This is a genomic window from Acinetobacter sp. 1207_04 (assembly GCF_052850415.1).
The window spans coordinates 144,189-169,058 of the sequence record NZ_VXCQ01000009.1; the positions used below are offsets into that span (position 1 = coordinate 144,189).

25 protein-coding genes are annotated in these 24,870 nt (G+C 36.0%); 6 read left to right on the plus strand and 19 right to left on the minus strand.

The window, feature by feature from the left end; genetic code table 11:
- Positions 1-89 precede the first annotated feature (89 nt).
- Positions 90-2,024, minus strand: coding sequence for a TonB-dependent receptor plug domain-containing protein (locus FW754_RS10150; protein ID WP_446324600.1), 1,935 nt, complete (start codon positions 2,022-2,024; stop codon positions 90-92).
- A gap of 262 nt (positions 2,025-2,286) precedes the next feature.
- Here FW754_RS10150 and FW754_RS10155 point away from each other — a divergent pair, with 262 nt between their 5' ends.
- From FW754_RS10155 to FW754_RS10175, 5 genes are all read left to right on the plus strand, one after another.
- Complete coding sequence (locus FW754_RS10155; RefSeq protein ID WP_446324581.1) at positions 2,287-3,297, plus strand: DUF6607 family protein; 1,011 nt, start codon at positions 2,287-2,289, stop codon at positions 3,295-3,297.
- A 217-nt stretch (positions 3,298-3,514) separates the two neighbouring features.
- Positions 3,515-4,288: an alpha/beta fold hydrolase gene (locus FW754_RS10160; protein WP_419348309.1), complete on the plus strand. Its 774-nt coding sequence runs from the start codon at positions 3,515-3,517 to the stop codon at positions 4,286-4,288.
- Positions 4,289-4,738: 450 nt separating this feature from the next.
- A complete protein-coding gene (locus FW754_RS10165; RefSeq protein ID WP_446324582.1) occupies positions 4,739-6,865 on the plus strand; it encodes a bifunctional diguanylate cyclase/phosphodiesterase in 2,127 nt (708 codons plus the stop codon).
- Between the two features lie 451 nt (positions 6,866-7,316).
- The gene (locus FW754_RS10170) at positions 7,317-8,378 is read left to right on the plus strand and encodes a 3-deoxy-7-phosphoheptulonate synthase (RefSeq protein ID WP_419348312.1); all 1,062 of its coding nucleotides are present in this window, start codon (positions 7,317-7,319) and stop codon (positions 8,376-8,378) included.
- Positions 8,379-8,609: 231 nt separating this feature from the next.
- A complete protein-coding gene (locus FW754_RS10175; protein WP_419348314.1) occupies positions 8,610-9,803 on the plus strand; it encodes a PilT/PilU family type 4a pilus ATPase in 1,194 nt (397 codons plus the stop codon).
- A 74-nt stretch (positions 9,804-9,877) separates the two neighbouring features.
- Here the strand turns inward: FW754_RS10175 and gcvH are convergent, their stop codons facing one another.
- The 9 genes from gcvH to FW754_RS10220 all read right to left on the minus strand — a co-directional run bounded on the left by gcvH (position 9,878) and on the right by FW754_RS10220 (position 18,822).
- Positions 9,878-10,252, minus strand: coding sequence for a glycine cleavage system protein GcvH (gcvH, locus tag FW754_RS10180; protein WP_419348317.1), 375 nt, complete (start codon positions 10,250-10,252; stop codon positions 9,878-9,880).
- Positions 10,253-10,351: 99 nt separating this feature from the next.
- Positions 10,352-11,383: a helix-turn-helix domain-containing protein gene (locus FW754_RS10185; RefSeq protein WP_446324583.1), complete on the minus strand. Its 1,032-nt coding sequence runs from the start codon at positions 11,381-11,383 to the stop codon at positions 10,352-10,354.
- A gap of 102 nt (positions 11,384-11,485) precedes the next feature.
- Positions 11,486-11,929 (minus strand): MaoC family dehydratase, encoded by a 444-nt coding sequence (locus FW754_RS10190; protein ID WP_446324584.1) that lies wholly within the window; start codon positions 11,927-11,929, stop codon positions 11,486-11,488.
- On the minus strand, positions 11,930-13,783 hold the full coding sequence (locus tag FW754_RS10195) for an ABC transporter ATP-binding protein (RefSeq protein WP_409510069.1): 1,854 nt from the start codon (positions 13,781-13,783) through the stop codon (positions 11,930-11,932). It lies immediately after the preceding gene.
- 242 nt (positions 13,784-14,025) lie between these two features.
- Complete coding sequence (locus FW754_RS10200) at positions 14,026-14,565, minus strand: DUF2058 domain-containing protein (RefSeq protein ID WP_409510068.1); 540 nt, start codon at positions 14,563-14,565, stop codon at positions 14,026-14,028.
- A gap of 12 nt (positions 14,566-14,577) precedes the next feature.
- Positions 14,578-15,252 carry a YoaK family protein gene (locus tag FW754_RS10205; RefSeq protein ID WP_446324585.1) on the minus strand — a complete coding sequence of 225 codons (675 nt, stop codon included), beginning with the start codon at positions 15,250-15,252 and terminating at the stop codon, positions 14,578-14,580.
- Positions 15,253-15,294: 42 nt separating this feature from the next.
- Positions 15,295-16,491 carry a serine/threonine transporter SstT gene (gene sstT, locus FW754_RS10210; RefSeq protein WP_409510066.1) on the minus strand — a complete coding sequence of 399 codons (1,197 nt, stop codon included), beginning with the start codon at positions 16,489-16,491 and terminating at the stop codon, positions 15,295-15,297.
- Between the two features lie 178 nt (positions 16,492-16,669).
- Positions 16,670-18,412, minus strand: a complete 1,743-nt coding sequence (locus FW754_RS10215; RefSeq protein WP_446324586.1) for a SulP family inorganic anion transporter — start codon at positions 18,410-18,412, stop codon at positions 16,670-16,672.
- Positions 18,413-18,513: 101 nt separating this feature from the next.
- Complete coding sequence (locus FW754_RS10220; protein WP_409510064.1) at positions 18,514-18,822, minus strand: metalloregulator ArsR/SmtB family transcription factor; 309 nt, start codon at positions 18,820-18,822, stop codon at positions 18,514-18,516.
- Positions 18,823-18,936: 114 nt separating this feature from the next.
- On the opposite strand from FW754_RS10220, the gene FW754_RS10225 reads away from it, so the two are divergent.
- Entirely contained in the window at positions 18,937-19,083 is a 147-nt protein-coding gene (locus FW754_RS10225; protein ID WP_446324587.1) for a hypothetical protein, read from the plus strand.
- Between the two features lie 305 nt (positions 19,084-19,388).
- Here FW754_RS10225 and FW754_RS10230 read toward each other — a convergent pair whose 3' ends face one another.
- From FW754_RS10230 to FW754_RS10270, 9 genes are all read right to left on the minus strand, one after another.
- Positions 19,389-19,595, minus strand: a complete 207-nt coding sequence (locus FW754_RS10230; protein ID WP_446324588.1) for a hypothetical protein — start codon at positions 19,593-19,595, stop codon at positions 19,389-19,391.
- Between the two features lie 142 nt (positions 19,596-19,737).
- Positions 19,738-20,151 (minus strand): hypothetical protein, encoded by a 414-nt coding sequence (locus FW754_RS10235; RefSeq protein WP_446324589.1) that lies wholly within the window; start codon positions 20,149-20,151, stop codon positions 19,738-19,740.
- 111 nt (positions 20,152-20,262) lie between these two features.
- On the minus strand, positions 20,263-21,333 hold the full coding sequence (locus FW754_RS10240; RefSeq protein WP_446324590.1) for a zonular occludens toxin domain-containing protein: 1,071 nt from the start codon (positions 21,331-21,333) through the stop codon (positions 20,263-20,265).
- A gap of 119 nt (positions 21,334-21,452) precedes the next feature.
- On the minus strand, positions 21,453-21,737 hold the full coding sequence (locus FW754_RS10245; RefSeq protein WP_446324591.1) for a DUF2523 family protein: 285 nt from the start codon (positions 21,735-21,737) through the stop codon (positions 21,453-21,455).
- A gap of 11 nt (positions 21,738-21,748) precedes the next feature.
- Entirely contained in the window at positions 21,749-22,888 is a 1,140-nt protein-coding gene (locus FW754_RS10250) for a virulence factor TspB C-terminal domain-related protein (RefSeq protein ID WP_446324592.1), read from the minus strand.
- A 63-nt stretch (positions 22,889-22,951) separates the two neighbouring features.
- Positions 22,952-23,188, minus strand: a complete 237-nt coding sequence (locus tag FW754_RS10255) for a major capsid protein (RefSeq protein ID WP_446324593.1) — start codon at positions 23,186-23,188, stop codon at positions 22,952-22,954.
- Between the two features lie 12 nt (positions 23,189-23,200).
- Positions 23,201-23,386, minus strand: a complete 186-nt coding sequence (locus FW754_RS10260) for a hypothetical protein (RefSeq protein WP_446324594.1) — start codon at positions 23,384-23,386, stop codon at positions 23,201-23,203.
- A gap of 100 nt (positions 23,387-23,486) precedes the next feature.
- On the minus strand, positions 23,487-23,774 hold the full coding sequence (locus tag FW754_RS10265) for a hypothetical protein (protein WP_019767806.1): 288 nt from the start codon (positions 23,772-23,774) through the stop codon (positions 23,487-23,489).
- Positions 23,764-24,870 (minus strand): replication initiation factor domain-containing protein (locus tag FW754_RS10270; protein ID WP_446324595.1); only part of this gene is annotated, 1,107 nt, incomplete at its 5' end. The genes FW754_RS10265 and FW754_RS10270, both read right to left, overlap by 11 nt.

Sequence of the window (24,870 nt, forward strand, 5' to 3'; positions counted from 1 at the left end):
ACTTCCTTAGTTTTAAAGCATCTTGTTGAAAAATGGTTGAATTATAAAATTTAAAAATCTTTCTAGATTTCAGACTGATCTAACTGTGATTAATGATTTAAACTTTTTTGCCAATTGAAACGTAGACCCATATAGCTATAACGCCCCGCAATCGGGCGATAATCAAATGCCGCACTAAAATCACGTTGTTCATCAAAGATATTATCCATACCTGCGAATGCCGTCAGATAAGGCGAAAATTGCCACTCAATTTGACCATCTAAACTGAACCAATCAGGCGAGGTATGTTTGTTGGCGCTATCACCAAATTCATCACTTTGATAACGTGCACGTAAGCTGACATCCAATGCATCCGTGAAGGCATAATCGACACCAAGTCGGGCAATGTGCTCAGGTCGGCGAGTGAGATCTAAATCTGTTGATTTATCTTTGGCTTGTGTATAGGTATAAGCTGCATTGAGGCGTGTTTGTGGGGAAAGTTGCCACTGCGCTGTGGTTTCAATTCCTTTCGTTTCAGCTTGAGCAACATTGCTATAAGAATATTGGGTAATACCATTGATCACGGCGGCATTGTCATAATCTGTTTGAATCAAGTCTTTAATATCATTCCAAAAGAAGTTGATATCTGCATTCCATAGATCATTTTTGACTAGACTTAAACCAAGTTGATAACTGTCTGATTGCTCAGGTTTTAAGTTTGGATTACCAATTACGATATAACCCAAATGACTATGATCAAAAGAATAGAATCGTTCTTTTAAATTCGGAACCCGATAACCTTGCCCATAGCTGAAACGTAGATCGGCAAGTAAGTCATTCTGTTCATAAAAACGATATTTTGTGCTTAATTTAAATGCATTATGATCGCCAAAATCATCATCATTTTGGAAACGCCAACCTATTACAGCGTCTAGCTTATCGCTAAGTTTTAAATCATTTTGTAGATAAAATTCATGACGATCTCGACTGACAGCGCCACCTTGCATTTCAAATTTTCCATTATTGTTCTGTTCGAGTTTTTCTTCATGCCAATCGTAACCCAATTGCCAATTTTGATTACGCCACTTAGGCAAACTCAGTTGTGTGCTGACATGATTATTTTCTTGATTTGAATGGCGTAATGCCGATAAATAACCATCTAAAGTTTGTGTGGATGTAGTGTCATAAGTTTCATGTACACCTTTGATATCAAGCTTTAAATCATCAAGAATATTCCATTGACTGCCTGCGCTAAAACGCTGACGCTCAATATCTTCTACTTTGTATTGCTGTAAATAAAAAGGTGGAACAAAATTTAAACTTCGTTGATGATCTGTTTCTTGGTAGTCATTAAAATCTGCCCATAGTAAAAATTGATCAGACGGCTGCCATGCACCGTATAAAGCATATTGTTGACGTTTTTGTTGATCACCTTGCAAAGGGTATAAATCGGGATCTACCGCAAAGCCATCATTTGACAACAGATCAGCACTGACACGCCCTTTGAAACGACCTTGTGCTGCTTCAATATTTATTTTTTCATGGTGATTGTTCACCGAAGCACTTTTACCGTTGGCATTTTGTTTGCCATAACTGCCAATATCGACTTGACCTGAAACAGATATGCCATCTTTGACTTTTTGGCTAATAATATTAATGACTCCGCCCATGGCAGACGAGCCATATTGTGCCGATGCTGCACCTTTTACTACCTCAATGCGCTCAACACCGTTGATTAAATATTGATCCAAGTCAACCGTGGAACTGGTACTTGCTGCCAGGGGTAGACCATCAATTAAAATAAGAACTTGATCGCTGGTTAAGCCTTGCAATGAAATTTCATAGCCCGATTTTCCATGAATTTCTCTTAATAAAATACCGGGAACATTCTCAAGCGCATCTTTGAGCGTCAGGGCATTGGTACGTTGTAATTCTTTTTGATCAATAATTTCTGTTTTGATCGGGCTGTCCGTCAATTTTTTTTCAGATCGTGTTGCGGTAATCACAATCGGCTGCATTTTTTGATCCGCATTCAATTCCGCCATAGCACTATTTGGGGTACCTAGACCACAACCAATCAGTGCCAAACTTAAGACAGCAAGACGAAATGGAATCGGTTGCGTATTCACAAAAAAACACTTGTTCACGGTGGTTCGCTATTGAAAATATTTATAATTGCAAATGGTAATGATTATCATAATAATTTACAATAGTAATCTGATAGATTTCAGAATACAGAAAATAGCGTTAAAAATGCCAATGTAAATGAAATAAATCAGTATCTTAAGACAAGTTTGGAATGTATTTATGAAACAACGTGTGAATTATTTTTTTATGATGTTACTGGCTTTGGGGTGCTCAGTAACTCATGCTGAAATACAAAAAACAACAGTAACCACGGATGCACAAATGGATTTGAAACAAGCATTTTTACAAAAAAGTCTGCATGAAAACCTGACTCAAGAACAGGCACGTCAGGCTATTTTAAAAATGGCAGGTGAATATAAAGTTGATTTTCGTTTTGAAGAATTGTATGCGCTTAAAGCAGGTTATAAATTAAAAGAAAATGATTTATCTGAGGGACACGAAACCGTTATTGTGCTTGAAAACACTGCCAATAAAGTTTCTTTACAACATATTTTGATTGGTGAAGGGCATGTTGTGAAGCATTGGCGCCAAGATTGGGAATATCAACCAACGCAAATGTGGAGCTATATAGGCAATTATCGTTGGCAAAAAATTGCATTGAAAGCTGAAGAAGCACAGGGCAAATGGTTACAAACCGTTTGGCAAGTGGATGATTCTCCACGCTATGCAGGTTTAGGTCTTTGGGGTAAGAATAATGGTGTAATCTCTTGGACATCTAATGAAACTTATCGTCCATTACCACGACGTGAACATACAACACGTGATGATTACGATGTGATTATTGGTATTAATCGTCAGGCTTTAACTGCAACGGGTTGGGTACATGAACAGGATAATGTCAAATTTGACAGTAAAACCAATACCGTACTTGCACGTGAACTTGGCGTAAACCAATATACTTTAGTCAAAGATTTTGATTTTAAACCAGCTTATGAATATTGGGATAAAAACAAAGACTATTGGGCAACCGTTCGTCAAACTTGGAAACAAGCTTTTGAACAAAATGAAGTACTTGCTTTGAAATTTGCAGGAAAAGATGAAAAAGCACATTACAGCTATTTTAGTGATCAAGCTAAAGCGACAGCAAAGAAAAAGGTAGATAATCAAAAGCTTCAAAAACAAGTCAGAACTTTACTCAATCAACAATTGGTTATTGGTCAAGTAAAATAAATTAAACTAAGATTGAAAATGAATTATTTTATTCAGACTTAAATGCCTGAATAACCGATGACACAAAATCCTTATGGGATGCTTAGGCATCCCATTTTTATGTTTAAATGTTCTAGATCAACGTTATAATATTTAGGGAAAATTATGATTGAATAAATAAAAAATTAGCATAATACTCTGCTTCGAAGTAGATCTATATTTTTCAGGGAAACATGTCATGCTACTCAATTTTGAATTTCAAAAAAGCGCTGAGCCACAGTCTAAACCGACAATTGTACTGATCCATGGGCTTTTTGGCAGTTTGAGTAATTTAGGTATGATTGCACGTGTCTTACAATTGGAATATTCCGTTCTTCAATTGGATGTACGTAATCATGGCAAATCTGCACATGATAAAGAAATGAACTATACGGTCATGGCACAAGATGTCATAGAAACATTAGACCATTTAAACATTGAACAATTCTCTGTAATTGGACATTCCATGGGTGGAAAAATTGCCATGAAATTGACTGAACTCGCTCCAAAACGCTTACAAAATTTGATTGTTTTAGATATGTGCCCATTTGCTTATCAAGAAAATCACCACGATTCTATTTTTAAGGCATTATTTGCAGTAGAACAAGCTAACGTAGCAAGCCGTAAAGAAGCTTATGAAATCATGCAAAATTTCTTAAAAGAAGAGATGGTAATCCAATTCTTACTTAAAGGATTTAATAAAGGTCGCTGGTTGTTTAATGTCCAATTTATTTTTGATCATTATGCAGATATTATTGGTTGGCAGGCGCTTAAATTATGGTCAAAACGTACATTATTTATTCGAGGTGGACAATCTCCATATATCTCTAAAGATGAGCATATAAAAGCAATTGATCAACAATTCGATCATGTTGAATTAGAAACAATTGAAAATGCAGGGCATTGGTTACATGCTGAACAACCTGAGCAAGTAAATATCATTATTAAAAATTACTTAAATAAAAATCAATAGTATTAAAAATATTAAAAGCCTAAAATAAACCATATATTTTTTAGGCTTTATTTTAAAAGTAAGATGAAAATCAAGATACTGTTTTAATTATTATTTTTTAAAAATAGATTATAAAAATGATAACTATGTAAAATCACCCTCATAAAACGAACTGATCAATTTCCTTGATATTTAAATAATACAGGTATTTAAAAATTAATATTAAGTAATAAAAATATTATCAGGCAATTGCTTGTTAATTGATCTGAAAGTGAGTAAATTAGAGCCGTTGATGAGGAATATCAATACATATAAAATGTGATTTATTTCACACTTATAATTTTTTCATATATAATTAGACATAATGAACAAACCATTTAATTAAACTAAATATTTAACACGATTAAAAATTACACAGTTGTTTTATTCAGTTTATATTAAATAGTATGCGGATAATCCAAAGGAAACTATATGCCACGCAGCTACTTGCAAAGTGATTCTATTTTGAATCAGGCCGATACATCTCCGAAAGTCATTATTCCATCTAAAGGACAAATGAGTGATGCCTTACAATTCGCTTTTGACTTATTACCTCATTTAGTTTGGGTAACTGGTGTGTCTACTCGCTATGCAAATAGTGCACTGAAGCAATATATTGGTGTCGAAAATCATCATATCTCTGAAACAGAATGGATGAAATTCATTCATCCAGAAGATGCTGAACATATGTATAACCTTTGGACACATGCACAAAAAACAGGAAAAAAATTCGAAAAAGAATGTCGAATTAAAAACTATCATACTAGTGAGTATGAGTGGTTTCTATTATCAGCACAAAGTATGCAATCCAATATAGCCGACTTCAATTGGATGATTAGCTGTACAAATATTCATGAACGTGCAGTTTTATTACGTGAAACTTCTGACATGTTACGTGCACATACCGACATGCTTGATGTGAGTGTAGATTGTATTAAGATCGTTCGTCCGAATGGCACAGTTTCACATATGAACCGCTCAGGTTGCTTGGCTTTATTGGGTCGAGAACGTGAGAAAAAATTTGGAATGAAATGGTTAGACCTGTTGCCACCTGAAGTACGCAGTAAAGGGCAAAAAGCAATTAACGATGCCATTAAAGGTAAAAATAGTCGTTTTGCTGGTATGAGTGGTATAGGTGAAGGTCGCCAATATTGGGATAATATTCTTACACCTGTAGTTAATGAGAATGGAGAAACGACAAGTATTTTATGTGTTTCACGTGATGTAACCTTACAAAAAATTGCTGAAAATAAGCTTCGAGTTTCTAGTGAAATGGACGAACTTACAGGATTAATGAATAGACGCTCATTCAAGAAAGCTCTGAAAGCATCCATCATGCAATCTCGTGAAGTCAAGAAAATCGTGGGTATGATTCTTGTGGATCTGGATCATTTTAAACATATCAATGACACACTTGGTCACTCTGCGGGTGATCACCTTCTTAAAGTTCTCTCAAAACGTTTGATGAATTGTCTTGAAGACAATGCTTATGTGGCTCGTTTGGGTGGTGATGAATTCGCTATTATTATTTCTAACATGACTGATGCGGAAGAAATGCATCAAGTTGCATCAAAAGTTTTAGAACAGCTCGATGCGCCCGTTACTTATCAAGGTAAGCTCATCAATAGCGGAATGAGTATGGGGGGCGCTATTTATCCAACCGATGCTAATGATGCTTTAGGATTGATGAAATGTGCTGATACCGCACTTAATGACCTTAAAGATCGTGGTCGTGGTGGTTTTCGAAGATTTAGCCATGAAATGTATGAAATTTCTGCATTACGAATACAACAACTTGACACAGCACGAGAGATTTTACGAAGCAATTTGATTGAACCTTATTATCAGCCCAAAGTACGTTTAGATACACGAGAACTCATTGGTTTTGAGGCTTTATTACGTTGGCATGATGCCGAAGGTGTAGTTCAATTACCATCAACAATTGTTGAAGCATTCAATGACTACGAATTGGCAAGTAAAATCACTGAAACCATGCAAACACGCATTTTCCAAGATATTGCAATGTGGTTAGAGCAAGGCATTGATACTGTTCCAATCTCAATTAACGCTTCACCTGTAGAATTTATGCGAGATAATTACGCTGAAAAGTTATTAAAACGATTAAGTACTTATAATATTCCACATGAATTGGTTGAAATTGAAATTACCGAACATATGTTGGCAGAGCGTGGCTATGAATATGTCATTCGCGCTTTGAAAAAAATGAAAAATGCAGGGGTGCGTATTGCACTAGATGATTTTGGTACAGGGCATTCATCTTTTACCCATCTCAGTGATTATCCTGTAGATTGTTTAAAAATTGATTGTGGTTTTGTCAACCGCATGAATGAAGAAAAGCCGATTAATGCCATTGTTGAAGGTATTGCTAAATTGGGACCAATTCTGTCATTAGATATTATTGCCGAAGGTATTGAAACCGATTTACAACTACAACGTTTACAGGCTGTTGGCTGTAATATGGGGCAGGGTTTCTTATTTAGCCGTGCAATCTGTGCGGATGAAGCCATTTGCATGATGCAAAATCATGCACCGATATAAATACTGAGATAAACATTTTAAATTGCTATAGATATTCGACATGTTACTTATTTTTATTCAATTCTTTTAGAAATAACTTGTCAAATTCACAAACACAGCGTATTGTAACTTTAATGAACATATTTTATTGTGAAGACATAAAATGTTGAAACAACCTTTGATTTTAAACGTATATTATTTTTGGCAATATTTTAAATAGTTGCCTAGACACGTTCGGGCACAATTTAGTTGCCCATCAAAGTTTACACCTGATCGGCAACGATCAGGTTTTTTTATGCTTCACATTCAGCAAATTTCGGAGATTCCAATGAACACTTTTACTTATACATATTTTAGCAACTTTTCTTGGTCAAACTTTTTTCAGGTTATTTCTGAAAATCTACAAACGCATAGACATCAAACGCTCAAATAAAAGATCGGACTGATAGAGATAGTCCAAAGGAATAGACCAATGAAAATGCTTAATCAAACCCCAATACAAGATACAGTACACAGTAATAATGAAACTTTACTGAGCTTACCACATCAATTAAAACAACAATTTCAATTATCAGAAATATTAACAAAGCAAGTAAACACACACCGTCAAACCATTGAAAATATTTTAAATGGTACAGATCCACGTCTCATGGTGATTACGGGTCCATGCTCAATCCATGATCCTATTGCTGCACTCGAATACGCTGAAAAACTAAAAAAAATCCAGACACAAGTTCAAGATCAAATTTTTATTGTGATGCGAACTTATATTGAAAAACCACGTACAACTGTCGGTTGGAAAGGCTTTTTATACGATCCTTTACTTGATGGTTCAGGCAATATGCAACTTGGGCTAGAGCGTTCTCGTGAACTTTTTTTACAAATTATAGAAATGGGCTTACCCATTGCCACTGAAATTTTAAGCCCAATGGCAACGGCTTATTTTGATGATTTACTCAGTTGGGGCGCAATTGGCGCGCGTACCAGTGAGTCACAAATTCATCGTGAGATTTCAAGCCAAATGCCATTCAGTATTGGCTTCAAAAATGGTACAGATGGTTCAATTCAGATTGCATTGGATGCCATTCAGTCAGCAGCACATCCACATCAGTTTTTAGGGATGAGCCAACAAGGTTTGCCTGCGATTTTACATTCGCAAGGCAATCCAAAACCGCATTTAATTTTACGTGGTTCAAATACAGGCACCAATTATCAATTGGCTGAAATTGAAAAAATACGTACAAAGCAACATGATTTACCTGCATTGGTGATTGATTGTAGTCATGGCAATAGCCATAAAAACCCAATGCTACAACCTGAAATTCTTGAACAAATTATTCGTGAGCGAGATTTAACTCAAGTTCGTGGGGTAATGTTAGAAAGCTATTTAGTCGATGGTCAGCAAAAAATTAGCGATCATATGACTTATGGTCAATCTGTTACAGATGGTTGTTTAGGTTGGAATAAAACTGAACATTTGCTGCTAAAAGTTGCACAGCAGTTAGAAAATATACAATTAAAACTTTCAGCGTAAATGTTGATTCAAAAATAGGAAGATCATCTCAGGATGATCTTTTTTGTTTTTATTTACATATTTTGATTTCTTTGAGATTTAAAACTCATTTTTTTATTTTTTATTTTTTATTTAGGTATTTAAATATATATCTTTTAAATCAATGCAATATAAAATTATAAAAATGCTCAGTATCAAAGATACGTGCATAAACTTTATAAAAATAGTGAAAATTTAAGGTCTGTGGATAATATGTTTACTGAAGAATTATTGGATGAAGCACGGCGCTTTATGTTCCATATGTTAACAAAAGTGGTCGAATACGGTGGTTCTGATTTATTTATCTCTGCTGATTTTCCACCAAGTATTAAGCATCAAGGCTTGATGAAACCCATTGGACAACAGGCATTAACCTCAGATAAAACACGTTTATTTGCCTATAGTTTAATGAATGAACGCCAGCGTAAAGAGTTTGAACAAGAATTAGAATGCAACTTCGCAATTTCAGTACCTAATGTTTCTCGCTATCGAGTGAATGTATTTCAACAACAACTACAAGTGGGTATGGTCATTCGTACGATTACCGCTGAAATTCCTAACTTTACCAAGCTGAAATTACCACCATCGCTGAAAAATGTGATTATGGAAAAACGTGGTTTAATTTTAGTGGTCGGTGGGACAGGTTCAGGTAAATCGACTTCTCTTGCAGCAATGATTGATCATCGGAATGAAAATTCAGCAGGGCATATAATTACGGTTGAAGACCCTGTTGAATATGTACATAAACATAAAAAATCGATGGTAACGCATCGTGAAGTAGGTGTAGATAGCCATTCTTGGCACAGTGCATTAAAAAATACCTTACGTCAGGCACCCGATGTGATTTTGATTGGTGAAATTCGTGATACAGAAACTATGGAGCATGCCATAGCCTTTGCTGAAACTGGACATTTATGTTTAGGTACATTGCATGCCAATAATGCGAATCAAACACTTGATCGTATTATTAACTTTTTTCCTGAAGAACGTCGTAACCAACTATTGATGGATTTATCTTCAAATATGAAAGCGATTATTTCTCAACGTTTAGTTCGTACACAAGATGGCCAAGGGCGTCGAGCTGCTGTTGAAATTATGTTGAATACACCTTTGATGGCTGAAAATATTCTCAAAGGACAATTTTATACCTTAAAAGAAATTATGACCAAATCTCGTGAATTAGGAATGCAAACTTTCGATCAAGCCTTATTTGATTTATATGATGAAGGCTCCATTTCATACGATGAAGCAATGCGAAATTCGGATTCTGTTAATGAATTACGTTTAAAAATAAAATTAGAATCAAGACGCAAAGAAGGTACAGCACCTCAACATACAACATCGCTCAATATGGTACAGGAGGCGGTCACATCGCCTGAAGAAGCATCGGAAGTTGCAGAAACTTAATACTTTCTATATATAGAAAATAAAAAAATCAGCCATTCGGCTGATTTTTTTATGATTTATTGATCTAAAATAGATTATAAACCTGCTTCATATTCAGTACTGCTCAGTAATTTTTCGACATCTGCCATATTGTCAGGCTTGATTTTATAAATCCAACCTTTGCCATACGGTGCATCATTGACAAAATCAGGATCATCTTCAAGTTCAGTATTCACTTCAACCACAACGCCTGAAACAGGCGCATGAATATCAGAAGCCGTTTTTACAGATTCAACAACACCCGCTTGTTGACCTGCAGTGAGTTGAGTCCCCACTTCAGGTGCTTCAACGTAAACTAAATCGCCCAATGCATCTTGTGCATGGTCAGAAATACCAGTAATGACAAGATCACCTTCAATTTTCACCCATTCATGGGTAGTTGCATATTTAAGGTCTGAAGGATGGTTCATGGTAACTCCCTAAAAGTAATCTATTATTTTTGCAAAATGTTATACCGCTTTTTGACTAAAAATAAAAGTATTTCAAAACACTGAGTTTATTGGTCTTGCTTATAAGTAAGGGTCTTTCCGCCAATTGCTTGGGCTACGACCGCTCCACCTTTTAAATGCTCGGCTAAAATTGGCGACATCCGAATAACCGAGTTCATCGGCAATTTGTTCAAGTGAATAATCTGTACGTGATAATAATGACGTTGCATGACGATAACGCACTTCATCAACTAGTGTGGAAAATGATGTATTTTCAGCAGCGAGTTGACGTTTCAGTGTCCGATCAGACATATGTAGAAGTTCTGCGACGCTTTCAATACTTAAATAATGCTGTTCAGAATTGGTTAGAATATCACGGACACGCATAGCGAGGCGACGGCGTTCACCCAAAGCAGAAAGCTCTGCTTCACATTGATTAATTGCAATTTGGCTCGCAATGGGATCAGCATTGACCATTTTTAAGCCTAAATATTTTTTATCAAAACTTGCCAATAAATGCGGCTGTGAAAAGCGCATGTTGTACTGATCTTGAAATTTTGAATTGTATTTTTCAAAATCTTCAGGCATTGGAAAATCAAAATCAATATCACCTTCCAAATGATTAATGCCCGTCAGTGCCTTTGCCATGGTCATAATACCAAAGGTGAGTCCCATGACAATTTCGGTTCTTAAAGGTTCAATTTCAATATCGCACTGCAATTGTAATGTCGCTTTTTCACCAAAAGTCGAAAAATATAGCTGTAAAAATGGCATACGGAGCTGGATAAAACGGTTTGCCAAAACCAGAGCATCGGTAATATCATTGGCAGTCATAATGGCATAGCCGATAAAACCATGAATTGAAATACGCATTTGCGTACCTAAATGATAGCCTAAAGTACTTTCACCAGTCATTTTTAAGGCATGTTTGACAAGTTCATTGGCAACAGGTGTTGGAATACGGTAGTCAGGTTCAGCAAGTTGTTCACTGGTAAAGTGAAAAGGTGCAAATAAACTCTCCGCGCTATAGCCCCATCGAGAAACAATATCGAGCAATAAAAGTCCATAAACACCCGGAATTCCATGGTTCTGACGATTTGACATTGTTTTCATTTGCGATCCGTGCTCTCACATTTTATGTGTGTTGGCTGAGTTTTATCTTGTCATAAAAAATGTCAGCAATATAGATAAATTGTCCGACATAGCCCTTTGACTTTATTCAATGTCTCGTCTAAATACAACAATTTTGGTAGTCGAAATGAGTAAAACATCACCATGCTGATTTTTCGCTTGCGTTACATAGCTCACCATCGCACGGTCATGTTTAGTTCGAGAGGGAGTAATCGATACAATTTCAACTTCAACGTGAATATGATCACCTGGTCGAGTTGGTTTAGGCCAACGTAAACTCGACTCAGAACCAATTAAACCCTTAGCGATAGGAAAGCATTCTGTCCATAAACGCATGGTCACCGCAGCAGTGTGCCATCCACTAGCAGCAATGCCTTGAAAAATAGGATGGTCTTTGGCTTTTTCAACATCAGTATGGAAGACTTGTGGATCAAATTTTTGTGCAAATTCTAAAATTTCCTCTAAAGTCATTTCATAAGAACGACTTTTAAAATGATCACCTACATTTAAATCTTCTAAATACAACATTTATTCCGCTTCCTCTGCTTTCGGTTTTTCTTGTTCCACTAAAAACTCACCTGTTTGGCGTTGCCACAGTTGAGCATAAATTCCATTTTGTGCAATCAGTTCTTCATGCGTGCCTTGTTCCGCAATATGTCCTTGATCCAAGACAATTAAACGATCCATTTGAGCAATAGTTGATAGTCGATGTGCAATGGCAATGACCGTTTTATCTTGCATTAAATCATCTAGGCTTGATTGAATGGCTGCTTCAACCTCAGAATCAAGCGCACTCGTTGCTTCATCTAAAATTAAAATAGGTGCATCTTTTAAAAATACACGAGCAATGGCAATCCGTTGGCGTTGTCCACCAGAAAGTTTTACACCACGTTCACCGACATAAGCGTCATAGCCATGTTGACCTCGGAGATCGCTTAATTGTGGAATAAATTCATCTGCTTTGGCTTTACGCACAGCAGCATACATGTCTTCATCTGTTGCATCAGGACGACCATATTTAATATTTTCAGCAACAGAGCGATGCAGTAGGGAAGTGTCCTGAGTTACCATCGCAATATTTTTTCTTAAACTGTCCTGTGTAACATTTTGAATATTTTGATCATCAATGCAAATACGACCTTGGTTGATGGTGTAGAAGTTTAGAAGTAGTTGAATCAGAGTTGATTTTCCTGCGCCTGAACGTCCAACAATACCAATTTTTTCACCTGCTTTAATTTCTAAATTAAATTGATCAATGACTTTCTTTTCGTTATAGGCAAAGCTGACATCTTTAAATTCAATTTTACCTTGCGTGATTTGCAATGGTTTAGCATCGGGGGCATCTTGGATGTTAATGGATTTACCCATGGTCATCATACCATCTTGAATTGTTCCAACGTTTTCAAATAGGGCAGAGGTTTGCCACATCATAAATGCAGCCATACTATTGAGTTTTAAAATCATAGCAGTCGTTGCCGCAATGACACCAATAGCGGCTTGACCATTTAACCAAAGCCAAACGGCTGTACCCAATACACCAAAGAAAAGAACGGCTGTAAGTAGATTAATGCAAATTTCATACATTGAGCCTAAACGCATTTGTTTAAACACAGTGATCATAAAGGTCTGCATGGATTCTTTAGCATATTTGCTTTCGCGACCGGCATGTGCAAAGAGTTTTACAGTTTGAATGTTGGTATAGGCATCGGTTACACGTCCAGTCATCACCGCTCGTGCATCGGCTTGTTGTTTAGAAATTCTACCTAGACGTGGAATAAAAAAACATGCTGCGCCAATAAAAAGCGCCAACCAAAGCATTAAAGGTAGTAATAAAAGTGGAGAAATATTACCAAGAACAACACTAATGGTAATAAAGTAAATAATGACATAGGTCAGCATATCACCCAAAATCACCCAAAACTCACGTACAGCAAGAGAAGTTTGCATGACTTTGGCAGATAAACGCCCAGCAAAATCGCTATGGAAAAAATCAAGACTTTGTTGCAAAAGTAAATTATGAAAGCGCCAACGCAAACGCATTGGGAAACTGCTGTATAAAATCTGATGACGTACAATAGATTGTATACTTGAAAATATAATATTTCCGAGTAAGAAAAAGCTCAAAATCATCAAATTACTTTTATGATTGGTAATAAAGGTTTCAGGTGTAGAACTCGTTAACCAGTCAACCAAATGACCAATCTGTGCAAAAAAGATCGCTTCAAAACTTGCTGTTGCTGCTGTAAGTAAAATTAACATTAGCAAATAACGTCGAACGCCATAGGCTGCTTGCCAAACAAAAGCAAAAAATGTTTTTGGCAATGGTTCATTTAAGCCTTTTTCGGGATAAGGATCGACCAGACGTTCAAACCATTGCAGCATATCACCCTCGGGTATTTTGAATAGAGATTATGAAAAACAAACAGATATATCGATAAAAAACGATAATAGAGATGATTTTAACTTATTTCGGGAAAAAAGTACGCCAATCACCCGAATTAAATCTTAAATTTAACTCGATAGTGTTACAGCAAGGCATTTTTTGAAAATAAAAAATTTGAAAATAAAAAATCCCTGACACAAGGGTAGGGATTTTTATGTAGTGACTTAAAATGAAAGGTAATTTACCACATCAAATCATCAGGAATGACATAAGCTGCATACGGATCTTCTTCATCCGTGACATCATTGTTGGTTGTACTTGCATTACTTACAATAATAAAGCCAAGCATTTTTTCATTAATACGATCAGCCAAAGCTTTCGGTAAAAATGCATAAGATTCTTGATCTTTTGCAATCACCAAACTACCCGATACCAAAGCATTATAAATTTGTTGATTAATATAAAGCTTTTTAACTTTAGCATCATCAATAAACTGATAAACGTTGTCACCATCAGTATCTCTAATTTTATGTTGACCAATCATTTGAATCACAGCTGCTTTCAATGCTTTTTCATCTAAAGCACGCTGTTTTTCTTCATTCAGCGCCTGATCACGTGCAACTTTTTCTTGCTGATCTTTGGCAATTTTTGCTTGTAATTCAGCTTCAGTGCCTTGACCTGTACGTTGCTCATGCTGTGCTTGTTTGCTGAGTTTTTTTGCTTTTTTATTATCGACTAACCCAGCTTTCAATAATTGAGCCTGCAAAGCGTTCTTTACCATGACTACGATCCATTACTTTTGACAATGTAAAAATTTATACGAAATAATGCCATAAACAATGCACAGTGTCAGGCTGAGCATTGCAGGAATCAAAAACGCATGTAATTGTAAATAAGGATGGGCAATGCATGCAATCACACCGCCCAAGATAAATCCAATTAAGATTAAAAGATGTAAAATAATTTTACGAATATCGGTTTTTAAGCCTTTTAAACGATAACCAAATGCTAAACCAAGATCTGTTAAAACGCCCGATAAATGCGTGGTGCGAATAATTACACCTTGATAATGACTCACCATCGCATTTTGTACACCCATTGCAACACATGCCCAAAGCAAAGCATAACGTGGAAAATAAGGGATAAACAACCAACATAACAGAATGAAAATAGTGACTAAAATCAGTGGAATACCATAACGTCGACCAAGCTGAAAATGGCTATTTCCGAGAATAAAACCACTATAGCTTGCACCAATCATATAGCTAAGAATAACTAACGATAAATAGATCAGTTGCGAAGATTGCCCTGAAACGAGCGCTTGAGAAAGCAGGCTAGCATTGCCTGTCATATGGGATACAGATTGATGTAATACAGTAATCAATCCTAAAACATTAATCATGCCCGCATTGATTGCGAGCATGAAAGCACCAAATTGAATCCAGTTGGGTAAACGTTGAAATGGCATTGCGATATTTTTACTTTAATCTTCAATGCCTTCCAATATCGCTTATTTTCTAGATAAATCAACTGCTGCGGTAAATAAAACATCTGTAGATGAGTTAAGTGCTGTTTCAGTTGAGTCTTGTAATACCGAAATTACCATACCAATTGCAACGACTTGCATCGCAACGGTAGAGTCGATACCGAACAGACCACAGGCAACAGGAATCAATAATAATGAGCCACCCGCAACACCAGAAGCACCACACGCCGTCACAACAGCCACCACAGATAAAATAATCATGGTTACAAGGCTCACTTCAATATGTAATGTATTGACAGCAGCCAAAGTTAAAACAGTAATGGTTACTGCAGCACCAGCCATATTAATGGTCGCGCCTAAAGGAATCGCAACACTTGCAGTCGATTCAGTCACACCTAAACGTTTTGCTAAATCAAGATTTACAGGAATATTAGCCGCTGAACTTCGCGTGAAAAATGCGGTAATACCACTTTCCTTTAAGCATTTTATGACCAAAGGATACGGGTTTTTACGCATGACTACACCAACAATAATCGGGTTAATCACCAATGCTACAAAGAGCATTGTTCCAACCAAAACAGCAAGTAAATGTGCATAATTTTCAAGTGTTTCAAGACCAGCTTGTGCAAATGTTGCAACTACAAGACCAAAAATACCCAAAGGAGCAAAATTAATGACAATACGAATAATTGAATTTACGGCATGCGAGATGTCAGTAATAACTGCTCGTGTCACGTCTGAACCATGACGTAATGCAGCACCTAGACCCACAGCCCATGCCAAAATACCAATGAAGTTTGCTTCATGCAATGCTGTAATTGGATTAGTAATAAAGCTCAGCAATAAGTTTTTCATTACTTCAGCAATACTTCCCGGAGGTTGCATCTGAGTTTCAGGATTGATTGTTAAGAACAAAGTACTTGGGAATAAAACACTTGCAACGACAGCACTAAATGCCGCCAACAACATCCCTATGCCATACAAACCTAAAATAGGTTTTAAGTTACTTGCGCCTTCACCCACTTTAAAATTAGCAATAGATGCAAGTACCAAGACAAACACCAAGATCGGTGCAACCGACTTCAATGCCTTAATAAACAAATCACCCAACAAGCTTACATATGGAGCAGCTTGTGGAAATAAAGTCGCAACCAAACCACCCAAAGCGATAGCAATAATGATGCGAGAAACCAGACTTAACCGAGCCAGGGCTGAGAACATAACTGAGCCTTACCAAGTGCACATTGCACAAATCAAGAAAACAAGCGGAGTATTTTATACTGAAAATACATTTATCAGATACATTTATTAACCATATAAAATATCATATTCAATTAAAACGAATTTTTTTCGAATTTAAATATATGAATATACATGAATTTATAGACCAATCTTAAAATTAAGTAGAAATTTGGGCTTCTGTCTGATGTAAAGTCTGCATTGCTTGGTAATGAGTAAGAAATACTTTTCCACTTAAATCGTGGGTAAGTTTAGAGCGGTTGAGACGATCCATCACAGGACCTTTGACTTCAGACAAATGTAACTGAATCCCTAATTTATCTAATTCTTGATTAATTTCTTCTAAAGTTTCAAGTGCACTCAAATCAATACTACTAATGCTTGTACAATTCAAAACGACATGCTTGAGCTGTGTATTTTGACTAATTTCAGCAATAATAAATTCTTTTAAAGAGTTGGCATTTAAGAAACTTAAGCTTTCATCAATACGAACCGACACAATACTGGGTAAAGTAATCACTTGATGACGACTGATATTACGAAAATGTTCTGTACCTTGAATTTGCCCAATCACTGCTATATGCGGACGACTAATACGCCATAAAAGTAGAATAAAAGTCGAGAAAACCCCAATCATCAAACCAGTAGAAATATCTAAAAATAAAACACCAAAGAAAGTGACCCACATGGCAATACCATCGGCTTTCGAATATTTCCATGTCTCAATAAAAGGTCTGAAATCGACAAGCTTCCAAATAGAAACGATGATGGTTGCACTTAAAATTGCAAGCGGTAATTCACGGAAAGCATTAGTGAAATACATGCTCACAACAACAATGAATAACGATGATAAAATGCCTGCCATAGGTGTTTTTGCACCCGCATCGGCATTGACCACAGTGCGTGATAAACTCCCTGTAACAGGAAATGATGAGGATAAACCTGCACCAATATTGGCAAGACCAAGAGCAATAAGTTCCTGATTACTATTTAGTTTGCTGCGTTGTTGAAATGCTGTTGCCTGAGCAATAGAAATAGATTCAACAAAACTCACCATCGCAATCATTGCAGCACCAGGAAGTAGCTTAATAACAAGTTCCCAACTCCAAAATGGCATACTTAAAGGTGGAAAACCTGATGGAATTTCCCCCACAGTTTTGATGCCGTAGTCTTCTAAATGTAGAAAATGCACCATCAAAATTGAAATAAGAACTAAAAGTAAGGGGAGGGCTTTCATCCAAAAGGACAGGGTATGTTTACTAATGATTTTTTGAATAGCTGTAATTTGAGTAATTTTGGGTAACATGACCAAAAACAAAATCGCACTTAAGCCTAAAATCATTGTTGGAGTTTGAATGTAAGGGAAATATTGCCAAGCACTGACTAGAAATTCAGAAATATTATTGGTCAGTAATGGTACATCAAACAGATATTTAACCTGACTCAACGCAATGAGTACGGCAGAAGCAATGATAAAGCTTTTAATGACGGGATGGCTAATTAAACGAATCAAAAATCCGAAACGAAATAAGCCCAAAATAAAGGAAATAATACCAACCAATAATGCCAATAAACACGCTGCTTGAATATATACAGGGGAACCTGCCTCAAACATCGGATTCAATGTAGCAAAAGTCATCATTGAAATCAGGGCAACAGGTCCAATAGACAGGGTTGAACTTCCGCCAATCAATGCATAAATGATCATAGGAATAATGCTAGCGTACAATCCAGTTATTGGCGGTAAACCTGCGACCATTGCATATGCCATACCTTGCGGAACAAGCATTGCAATAACAATGAGTGCTGAAAGTAAATCTGATTTAAATTTTGATGAGCTGTAGTCCTGTAACCATCGCCATGCAGGAAACCAACGGGCGATGTTTGATGCGGATTTTGACATAAAAGGTTCTTTATCACATTTACATATATATTATGCATAAAAAGTGATAAAAAGACAGGCAAATTGCGAATGTTTACTTATGATATTTTTTTAGATTTTATTCATTTTGGGCAATATAAGTCATAAAGCTGATTGAGTACTAAAACAAGTTTTTCATCTTTAATCGAGTAAAAAATTTGTTTCCCATCACGTCGCGTATTCACAACATCACTTTTACGTAGCATCATTAATTGTTGCGAGAGTGTTGGTTGTGTAATATGGGTTAATTGTTCAATTTGCGAAACGTTAAGTTCTTCATAAGCCAAATGACATAAAATGAGTAATCGATCAGTATTTCCTAATGATTTTAAAATAGTAACGACTGAATCCGCTGCATTACGCATTGCCTCAATTTTTAGATTCTGACTCATTAAAATTTCCAAAGTGATCAACAACGATAAGTATAACGTGATTGTAAATAAAAGATAAAATTAATCTGTTATAAATTAGATATTATGACTAATTGATTTAACACAGCATTAATTATGCCTGTAGAGCAAATCAATAAAGTTTTAGAAGAATGTGCAGACAACGCCCAAGAAGTAGAAATTCAATTTATAGAGTCACAAACAAAGTTTGGTGCACAGATGCAGATTTTTAGCGTTAAGTCAATTCCAAAGAAAAATCCTTAATAACCAAATACATAATTATACCAACTTCGCATAATGTATATTATGTTAAATAGAATATCTAAGACTGTAGCCTACACAACACTGTTTGTAGCTACAGCTCAGCAACGTGAATCTCTACGATCATAATTCACGTTGCTGAGTATTCCAAGTAACATAATATAAGTTATGCAGAAATCAGACCGCTACTCGACTTGCGTATTAGTCGAGCCTACGCAAGTCTGCGTGGCTATGACCTCTATGTCTGGATACATGATGCAGATTTGGTCAATCGTTTCCCGCATATTATAGGTTGCGGGAAATTTAAATTATGACCACCGATTAAAGCTATAACTTTGTTGTGCTGGTCTATCTATATGGTGCTGTAACTTATGAATCAGCAGCTTCACATCATTAATTTTGTCATTATTAGAGCCATCATCTTCTTGAACGTAATTTAGATATTCATTTAACATTTCAACAAGTTGTTGCCAATCATTTTGACGCATAACTCCAATTGAACGTCTATATCTCATATATTTCAACCTAGCGCGTCTGTTCTTTTCATTGAGAAATAAATATTCTCAGTCCTTGCTTGCTCCTTAAGCCACTATAATTGTTAAAACCCAATCAATCATAGATTGATGGGTCTTATACAATTTTATGCGTTTAAGCAGCTCAACCTTTTAAACGACCAGCATTAATTTTTTCTTGTCTTACATCATCATATAAGCCTTTTAAAACAGGATCATTTTCGATTTTTAATAGTCTTTGCTCATGGATTTGATCATACAAATCTTGAATAGTTTTGTTCTGTTCAACGATCTCAAGTATATTAAATGCTTGATCTCCACCTTTAATATCAATAACTTGCTTGTAAATGTAAGATAAGATTCGATCTATTTGAGTTCCTTTAATTAACCACCAATCAAATTCTCCATCTGTCATTGGATTTTCAAAGTCATTAAATCTAGAATCCAAATATTTATAGTCATCAATTAGTTGTTGAAATTCTCCTTTAATTGGTTCTATATCATGGACTAATTGATTGAACTCAGTGTGGTCTGTTACTGGTTGAAATTGCTTTGACATTGATGATCTCCTTGAGAGTTTAAACAAAATGTAGTAAGTTGAACGATTAAATAAATTTAAAAAACAATAACTTATAAACATTCAAACAAGATGTAGTGACTTTGAGTGGTTTTAACTACCATTGCCTTGAGTCAAATTAGTAAATGCTGGATTAACATAGTTGTTCACTGGTACTGAATCATTGCTGTAGGATGAATTAGAGTAATTTGTTTGCTCAGTTAGTGCAGAATGCGAATGAGCCATTGTTTTATCAAGTTTTGACAATGGTATGCGATTACTATTCTTAGATAAATAACGGCAACGATCTTGAGGAATTTCAATGATGTCACCGTATGAGTTTTTAGCATAACAATCAGTATCTGACTCTATCACCATAGCAATTCTTGATAATTCCTGTTGTTCCAAATTTAAAGAATCTGATTTATTTTCTACAGTTTTTTCAGTCATTGGTATTAATGGCTTTTGAGTCGTTTTTTCTTGCTGATTCATCATGGAATTTTCACTATTTAAAATCTTATCATCCTTGAATTTTAAAAATACATAAGAAGGCAAAATAATAAAAATGAGAATTAAGATTGCAATATATTTAAAAGGAATCCCCCTTTTATGAGTATCTAATTCAGTAGAAGTATAGAAATCATACAAATGCTTCGGGAATTTCCAAATAGTTTTATTGACAGCATCTTGTCTCACTGATTTTGGAAATGAAGTATGTGCTTCTGGATATTCATATATAGTGGCTCTATACATACTAAAAACACGTCTCAGGAACAGATGACGACCAACACGACCAAGTACAAATGGTGCTAAATCATTAGGAAATTGTGTTATTAGGTAAATATCAAATCCAAATTGTCTATGCATTGCTAAAGCTCGACCGATATCCCGACATTCATCCATTTTTTTCTTATCAGGAATTAAATTTTCTTTAGCAAATGCAGGATGTTCATGGCATTCATCATAGAATACAGCAATTGGTTTATCAGCTAGATCTGGTTGATTTGTTTTAAAATGATCTAATAATCGCCAATCTTCATTCGTAGAAATATGAAGAACTCCCGGTATTTTTAAACCAATAATATTTGCATAAACAACATACCCTTTATTAAGTAGGTCGAATATTATTTCAATACATTTTAATGTCTTACCGCTTCCTGGTGTTGCAGTTATCAGTGTTAACATTCCAAGACCTTAAATTTAATAGAGTAAATTTGATTTTTTACTCGGTCGGTCGGTCGGTTCCTCCTCCTCCTCGTAAAAATCAAATTTATTTAGTTAATATAGATACATAGACAGCATTTTTAACTAGATAACGGAGATAGAATTACTTTCAACGATCTAAGATATGCCACAACTAAGACGGCTGATAAAACCGTACTTAAGAACACATCCATACCTGCTAATCCGAGAATTTGTAAGACTGCTGAAGGCAAACCTACTTTCAAGTAATCAACAGCTTGATTAATACTTTGTGTGACCAACTTATTGATAAAGAAGACACTAAATAATCCCAACCCTAAAGATGAAATTGCTTTAAATACAATGGTTCCACCGACATAGGATAAGAATCTGAACAGAAAGCCCATGTATTACTCCGCTAAGATTTCGAATAACCAATCAAGATCAAACTAGCTAAGATAAATCCACTAGCAATCACGTAATATTTAATATTGATTGCAAATTGACAGAGTGGTTCATAGGATAGTTTTAGGTCAAATGACGTAATCCCTAGACTAATTTTCTGTGAATAATCAGGTGGGCAAGAAGCATCAAATGAGATGGATAGCTGATCTAAAGCAGTAATTTTATAACCGCCGACTTCTTTTGGTGGTGGCGTATTTTCAGGGTAAACCGTGTCATCATAAATGACATCACAAATAGGCGTTGCCCAACTACAGAAATCAGGAAGAGTGCCTGCTATAGCACCAGTAGCATCTTTTATTGAACCATCTTTAGTTTGAGCTGGCGTATTAATCAGAGCAGCTTCAACTTGCTTAATTGTTTCATCAGTTTGTGATCCCGTAATATCTACCGTGTTATATAAATCTAATAATGCATCGGTTGCTTTATTACGCTGTTCTTCAGAAGGATAATATTCACTTCCTTCTATAGCAAAGGCATCATTTAAAAGAGCTTCAGCAAAGACTTCAGATTGAATAATCTCAGGTTCACTTGGAGAAGTGCTTGGTTTACCACCAATGGTATTAACCAGTTCACTTTCTGTTTTATATCCATTGGTTAGGTTCTCTTTATTTGCATAAATATTGAGAACTCCAGAAGCACTGATTAAATATGTTAGACCTGAATATGAATACAATCCTGACCAAGTATCATTGAGTTTTGAGAGAACAGAACTACCAATTACGGACCCATTTGAAGAGCAAACCCCGATGTAACACCACTCCCATTGATTTTGTTCTGCTTTTTTCGTGAATGTACCATCATCTTGATTATAGGTCATACCATAATAAGTACCTGCAAAGAGTAAGATACCAACAGCACCACCTCTTAATGCTCTACTGGATAAAGCAGACTTTAAAATAGATGGTGTAGGTCGAATAGAAGTTTTATAAATATTTCCGCCTTTTTGACCTACCACATTGATTGATCTGCTCACTTTATCAACCGAAGTTTCATAAGAGAATCCGCCAGCAGTTGAGGCATGTAAAGCAGTGCTACCAATTAGCGCAAAAGCAAAACAGCCAAACAAACGGACATAACGATTAAATAAATCCATGCTTCCACCCTACTACCTCATTAAATTAGCACCCCACCACACAATGTAATGGGGTTAGATTGGTTAACGGATGAGAGCAATCACACGTTTAATCACCCAAACTCCAGCTACTACACCAATAATGGCAATACCGACTGTTTGAAGTGTAGATGAACCACCACTAATGGCAGATGTAGCACCAGTTGCTAAATCACCATCCGCTGCAAATACAGAACCTGTCAATACAAGCGCAGTTGTTCCTGTTGCTACAGGTGTGATTTTTGGCATAAATGCCTTTTTCATTTTGGTTAAAATGTTCATAATGGATCCTCATTATTTAAGCAAGCTAATAACTTGCTTGACGATGAATACAACGACAAAGCAACCTACAATTGCGACTAACATTTGGTCGGCTTGCTGTACCGTTAAATTTGGCAAGAACGGTTTTTGTTCCTGCCATTCCAAGCACGTTTGCAAACCTGATTCATTTTGCGGTGATAAAGTTTTGCAGACGTGCATTTCTTAAATCCCTATCCATTGCATTGTTTTTGGTGCTGTTTTAGTACATTTTTATAGAAGAAATAAGCACCGCATTTATCACAGCAATAAAATAAACAACTCATTTTTGTACTTGTGGCACAAGGTCTTTTAATATCGTGACCATTGATTTACCGTTACTCACCTGCTCCATTGTTGCTTCAGCATTCAATGGAAATTTCAAAGCTTTCAACTTCTCGAAATTCGCTGATGTGCCCCAACGGATTTGTTCACCCACTTGACCAACAAAGTTGTCCCCATCCTGTAATTCAGCTTGGAAAAAGATAGTAGTAGAGTCATAAGGTTTTCCGTTGAACTCACCTTTTGAACTCTTTGCTCCAAGTACGGTAATCGTTGTTTTAAACTGCATGAGCTAATTCCTCATAAATTGGTTGATTAATACGAACGGCTTGCATTGCTGCAATTGCTGAAAATTTCAGACGTTTTGGTACTTCATCTTTGGATGATGAAAGCATGGTAAGTAATTCAGAGTCGTCATAGACTTTTCGGAACTGACGAATGTATTTACCAAATTGGCTTTTGGTAATTTCTATAGCTTTTTTCCACTCGATTTGTGATTGTTTTTTAATGATTTCGGTCTTTTCAGGCATGATGTATTGCCCTAATCTTGGTAATAAGACCTCATTAAATACAGGATAAGCACCGATAAAATATTGTGATGGCGAAAGCAACATTTCTAATTCTAAGTAACGGTCACTCGCTTTAAATTCGACTTCAATACGAACCCATTCGCTTAAAGTATCACCCTTTTCTTTACCTTTTTCATAAATTCGGCAAGATTTACCACTTTCACGAACACCGATATATAAAGTGCGTCCTTTTCCATTAGGACGCTTCCAATTACCAGCATGTCTTGAATCAGGTACTCGACCTGAAACCCAAAACATTTCTTGTGTATCCCATTGATCGGCTTCATCTAAGGTGATGTATTCCCCCTCAAAGTCATCAAAACAAATATCTACACGAGAAAGCTTTGAACCTTTAATTTGTTTTAAATACTTATAAAGTTGCTCATTCCAACCTTTACGGGCAAGTGCACATCCTGAACCATTGATTTGCACAATAATAGATTTTTGAGTATTGCCATACAAAACCATGCCTAAGTCATCCTGTAATGTGTAGGCATATTTATTGAAGTGCATGCCTTTATCACGCTTTTGACCTAGACCAAATCCAAATAACTCAAAGAGTTCTTGATCTATAACAGATTCGAGTAATTCAGTTAGAGCCTCAGCCTCAACTAAAGGGTTAAGAGCAGAATACTTTTCATGGAAACGTGATAAAGGAATACTGAAACTGACCCAATCTATACCTGCTATGCCATTGTCGACCTTTGCAGAAATTGGTACTGGAACAATGCCTTTCCCTGTAGAAATAATCTTGTGGTTATCTAAATATCTTGGAAAAGCCCATTGTTCAGATACCTGTTGTGAATCCGTAACCCC

Coding starts and splice junctions, on each gene's coding strand:
- FW754_RS10150 (WP_446324600.1), bottom strand. CDS start 2,024: ATGGCGGAATTGAATGCGGATCAAAAAATGCAGCCGATTGTGATTACC.
- FW754_RS10155 (WP_446324581.1), top strand. CDS start 2,287: ATGAAACAACGTGTGAATTATTTTTTTATGATGTTACTGGCTTTGGGG.
- FW754_RS10160 (WP_419348309.1), top strand. CDS start 3,515: ATGCTACTCAATTTTGAATTTCAAAAAAGCGCTGAGCCACAGTCTAAA.
- FW754_RS10165 (WP_446324582.1), top strand. CDS start 4,739: ATGCCACGCAGCTACTTGCAAAGTGATTCTATTTTGAATCAGGCCGAT.
- FW754_RS10170 (WP_419348312.1), top strand. CDS start 7,317: ATGAAAATGCTTAATCAAACCCCAATACAAGATACAGTACACAGTAAT.
- FW754_RS10175 (WP_419348314.1), top strand. CDS start 8,610: ATGTTTACTGAAGAATTATTGGATGAAGCACGGCGCTTTATGTTCCAT.
- gcvH (WP_419348317.1), bottom strand. CDS start 10,252: ATGAACCATCCTTCAGACCTTAAATATGCAACTACCCATGAATGGGTG.
- FW754_RS10185 (WP_446324583.1), bottom strand. CDS start 11,383: ATGAAAACAATGTCAAATCGTCAGAACCATGGAATTCCGGGTGTTTAT.
- FW754_RS10190 (WP_446324584.1), bottom strand. CDS start 11,929: ATGTTGTATTTAGAAGATTTAAATGTAGGTGATCATTTTAAAAGTCGT.
- FW754_RS10195 (WP_409510069.1), bottom strand. CDS start 13,783: ATGCTGCAATGGTTTGAACGTCTGGTCGATCCTTATCCCGAAAAAGGC.
- FW754_RS10200 (WP_409510068.1), bottom strand. CDS start 14,565: ATGGTAAAGAACGCTTTGCAGGCTCAATTATTGAAAGCTGGGTTAGTC.
- FW754_RS10205 (WP_446324585.1), bottom strand. CDS start 15,252: ATGCCATTTCAACGTTTACCCAACTGGATTCAATTTGGTGCTTTCATG.
- sstT (WP_409510066.1), bottom strand. CDS start 16,491: ATGTTCTCAGCCCTGGCTCGGTTAAGTCTGGTTTCTCGCATCATTATT.
- FW754_RS10215 (WP_446324586.1), bottom strand. CDS start 18,412: ATGTCAAAATCCGCATCAAACATCGCCCGTTGGTTTCCTGCATGGCGA.
- FW754_RS10220 (WP_409510064.1), bottom strand. CDS start 18,822: ATGAGTCAGAATCTAAAAATTGAGGCAATGCGTAATGCAGCGGATTCA.
- FW754_RS10225 (WP_446324587.1), top strand. CDS start 18,937: ATGCCTGTAGAGCAAATCAATAAAGTTTTAGAAGAATGTGCAGACAAC.
- FW754_RS10230 (WP_446324588.1), bottom strand. CDS start 19,595: ATGAGATATAGACGTTCAATTGGAGTTATGCGTCAAAATGATTGGCAA.
- FW754_RS10235 (WP_446324589.1), bottom strand. CDS start 20,151: ATGTCAAAGCAATTTCAACCAGTAACAGACCACACTGAGTTCAATCAA.
- FW754_RS10240 (WP_446324590.1), bottom strand. CDS start 21,333: ATGTTAACACTGATAACTGCAACACCAGGAAGCGGTAAGACATTAAAA.
- FW754_RS10245 (WP_446324591.1), bottom strand. CDS start 21,737: ATGGGCTTTCTGTTCAGATTCTTATCCTATGTCGGTGGAACCATTGTA.
- FW754_RS10250 (WP_446324592.1), bottom strand. CDS start 22,888: ATGGATTTATTTAATCGTTATGTCCGTTTGTTTGGCTGTTTTGCTTTT.
- FW754_RS10255 (WP_446324593.1), bottom strand. CDS start 23,188: ATGAACATTTTAACCAAAATGAAAAAGGCATTTATGCCAAAAATCACA.
- FW754_RS10260 (WP_446324594.1), bottom strand. CDS start 23,386: ATGCACGTCTGCAAAACTTTATCACCGCAAAATGAATCAGGTTTGCAA.
- FW754_RS10265 (WP_019767806.1), bottom strand. CDS start 23,774: ATGCAGTTTAAAACAACGATTACCGTACTTGGAGCAAAGAGTTCAAAA.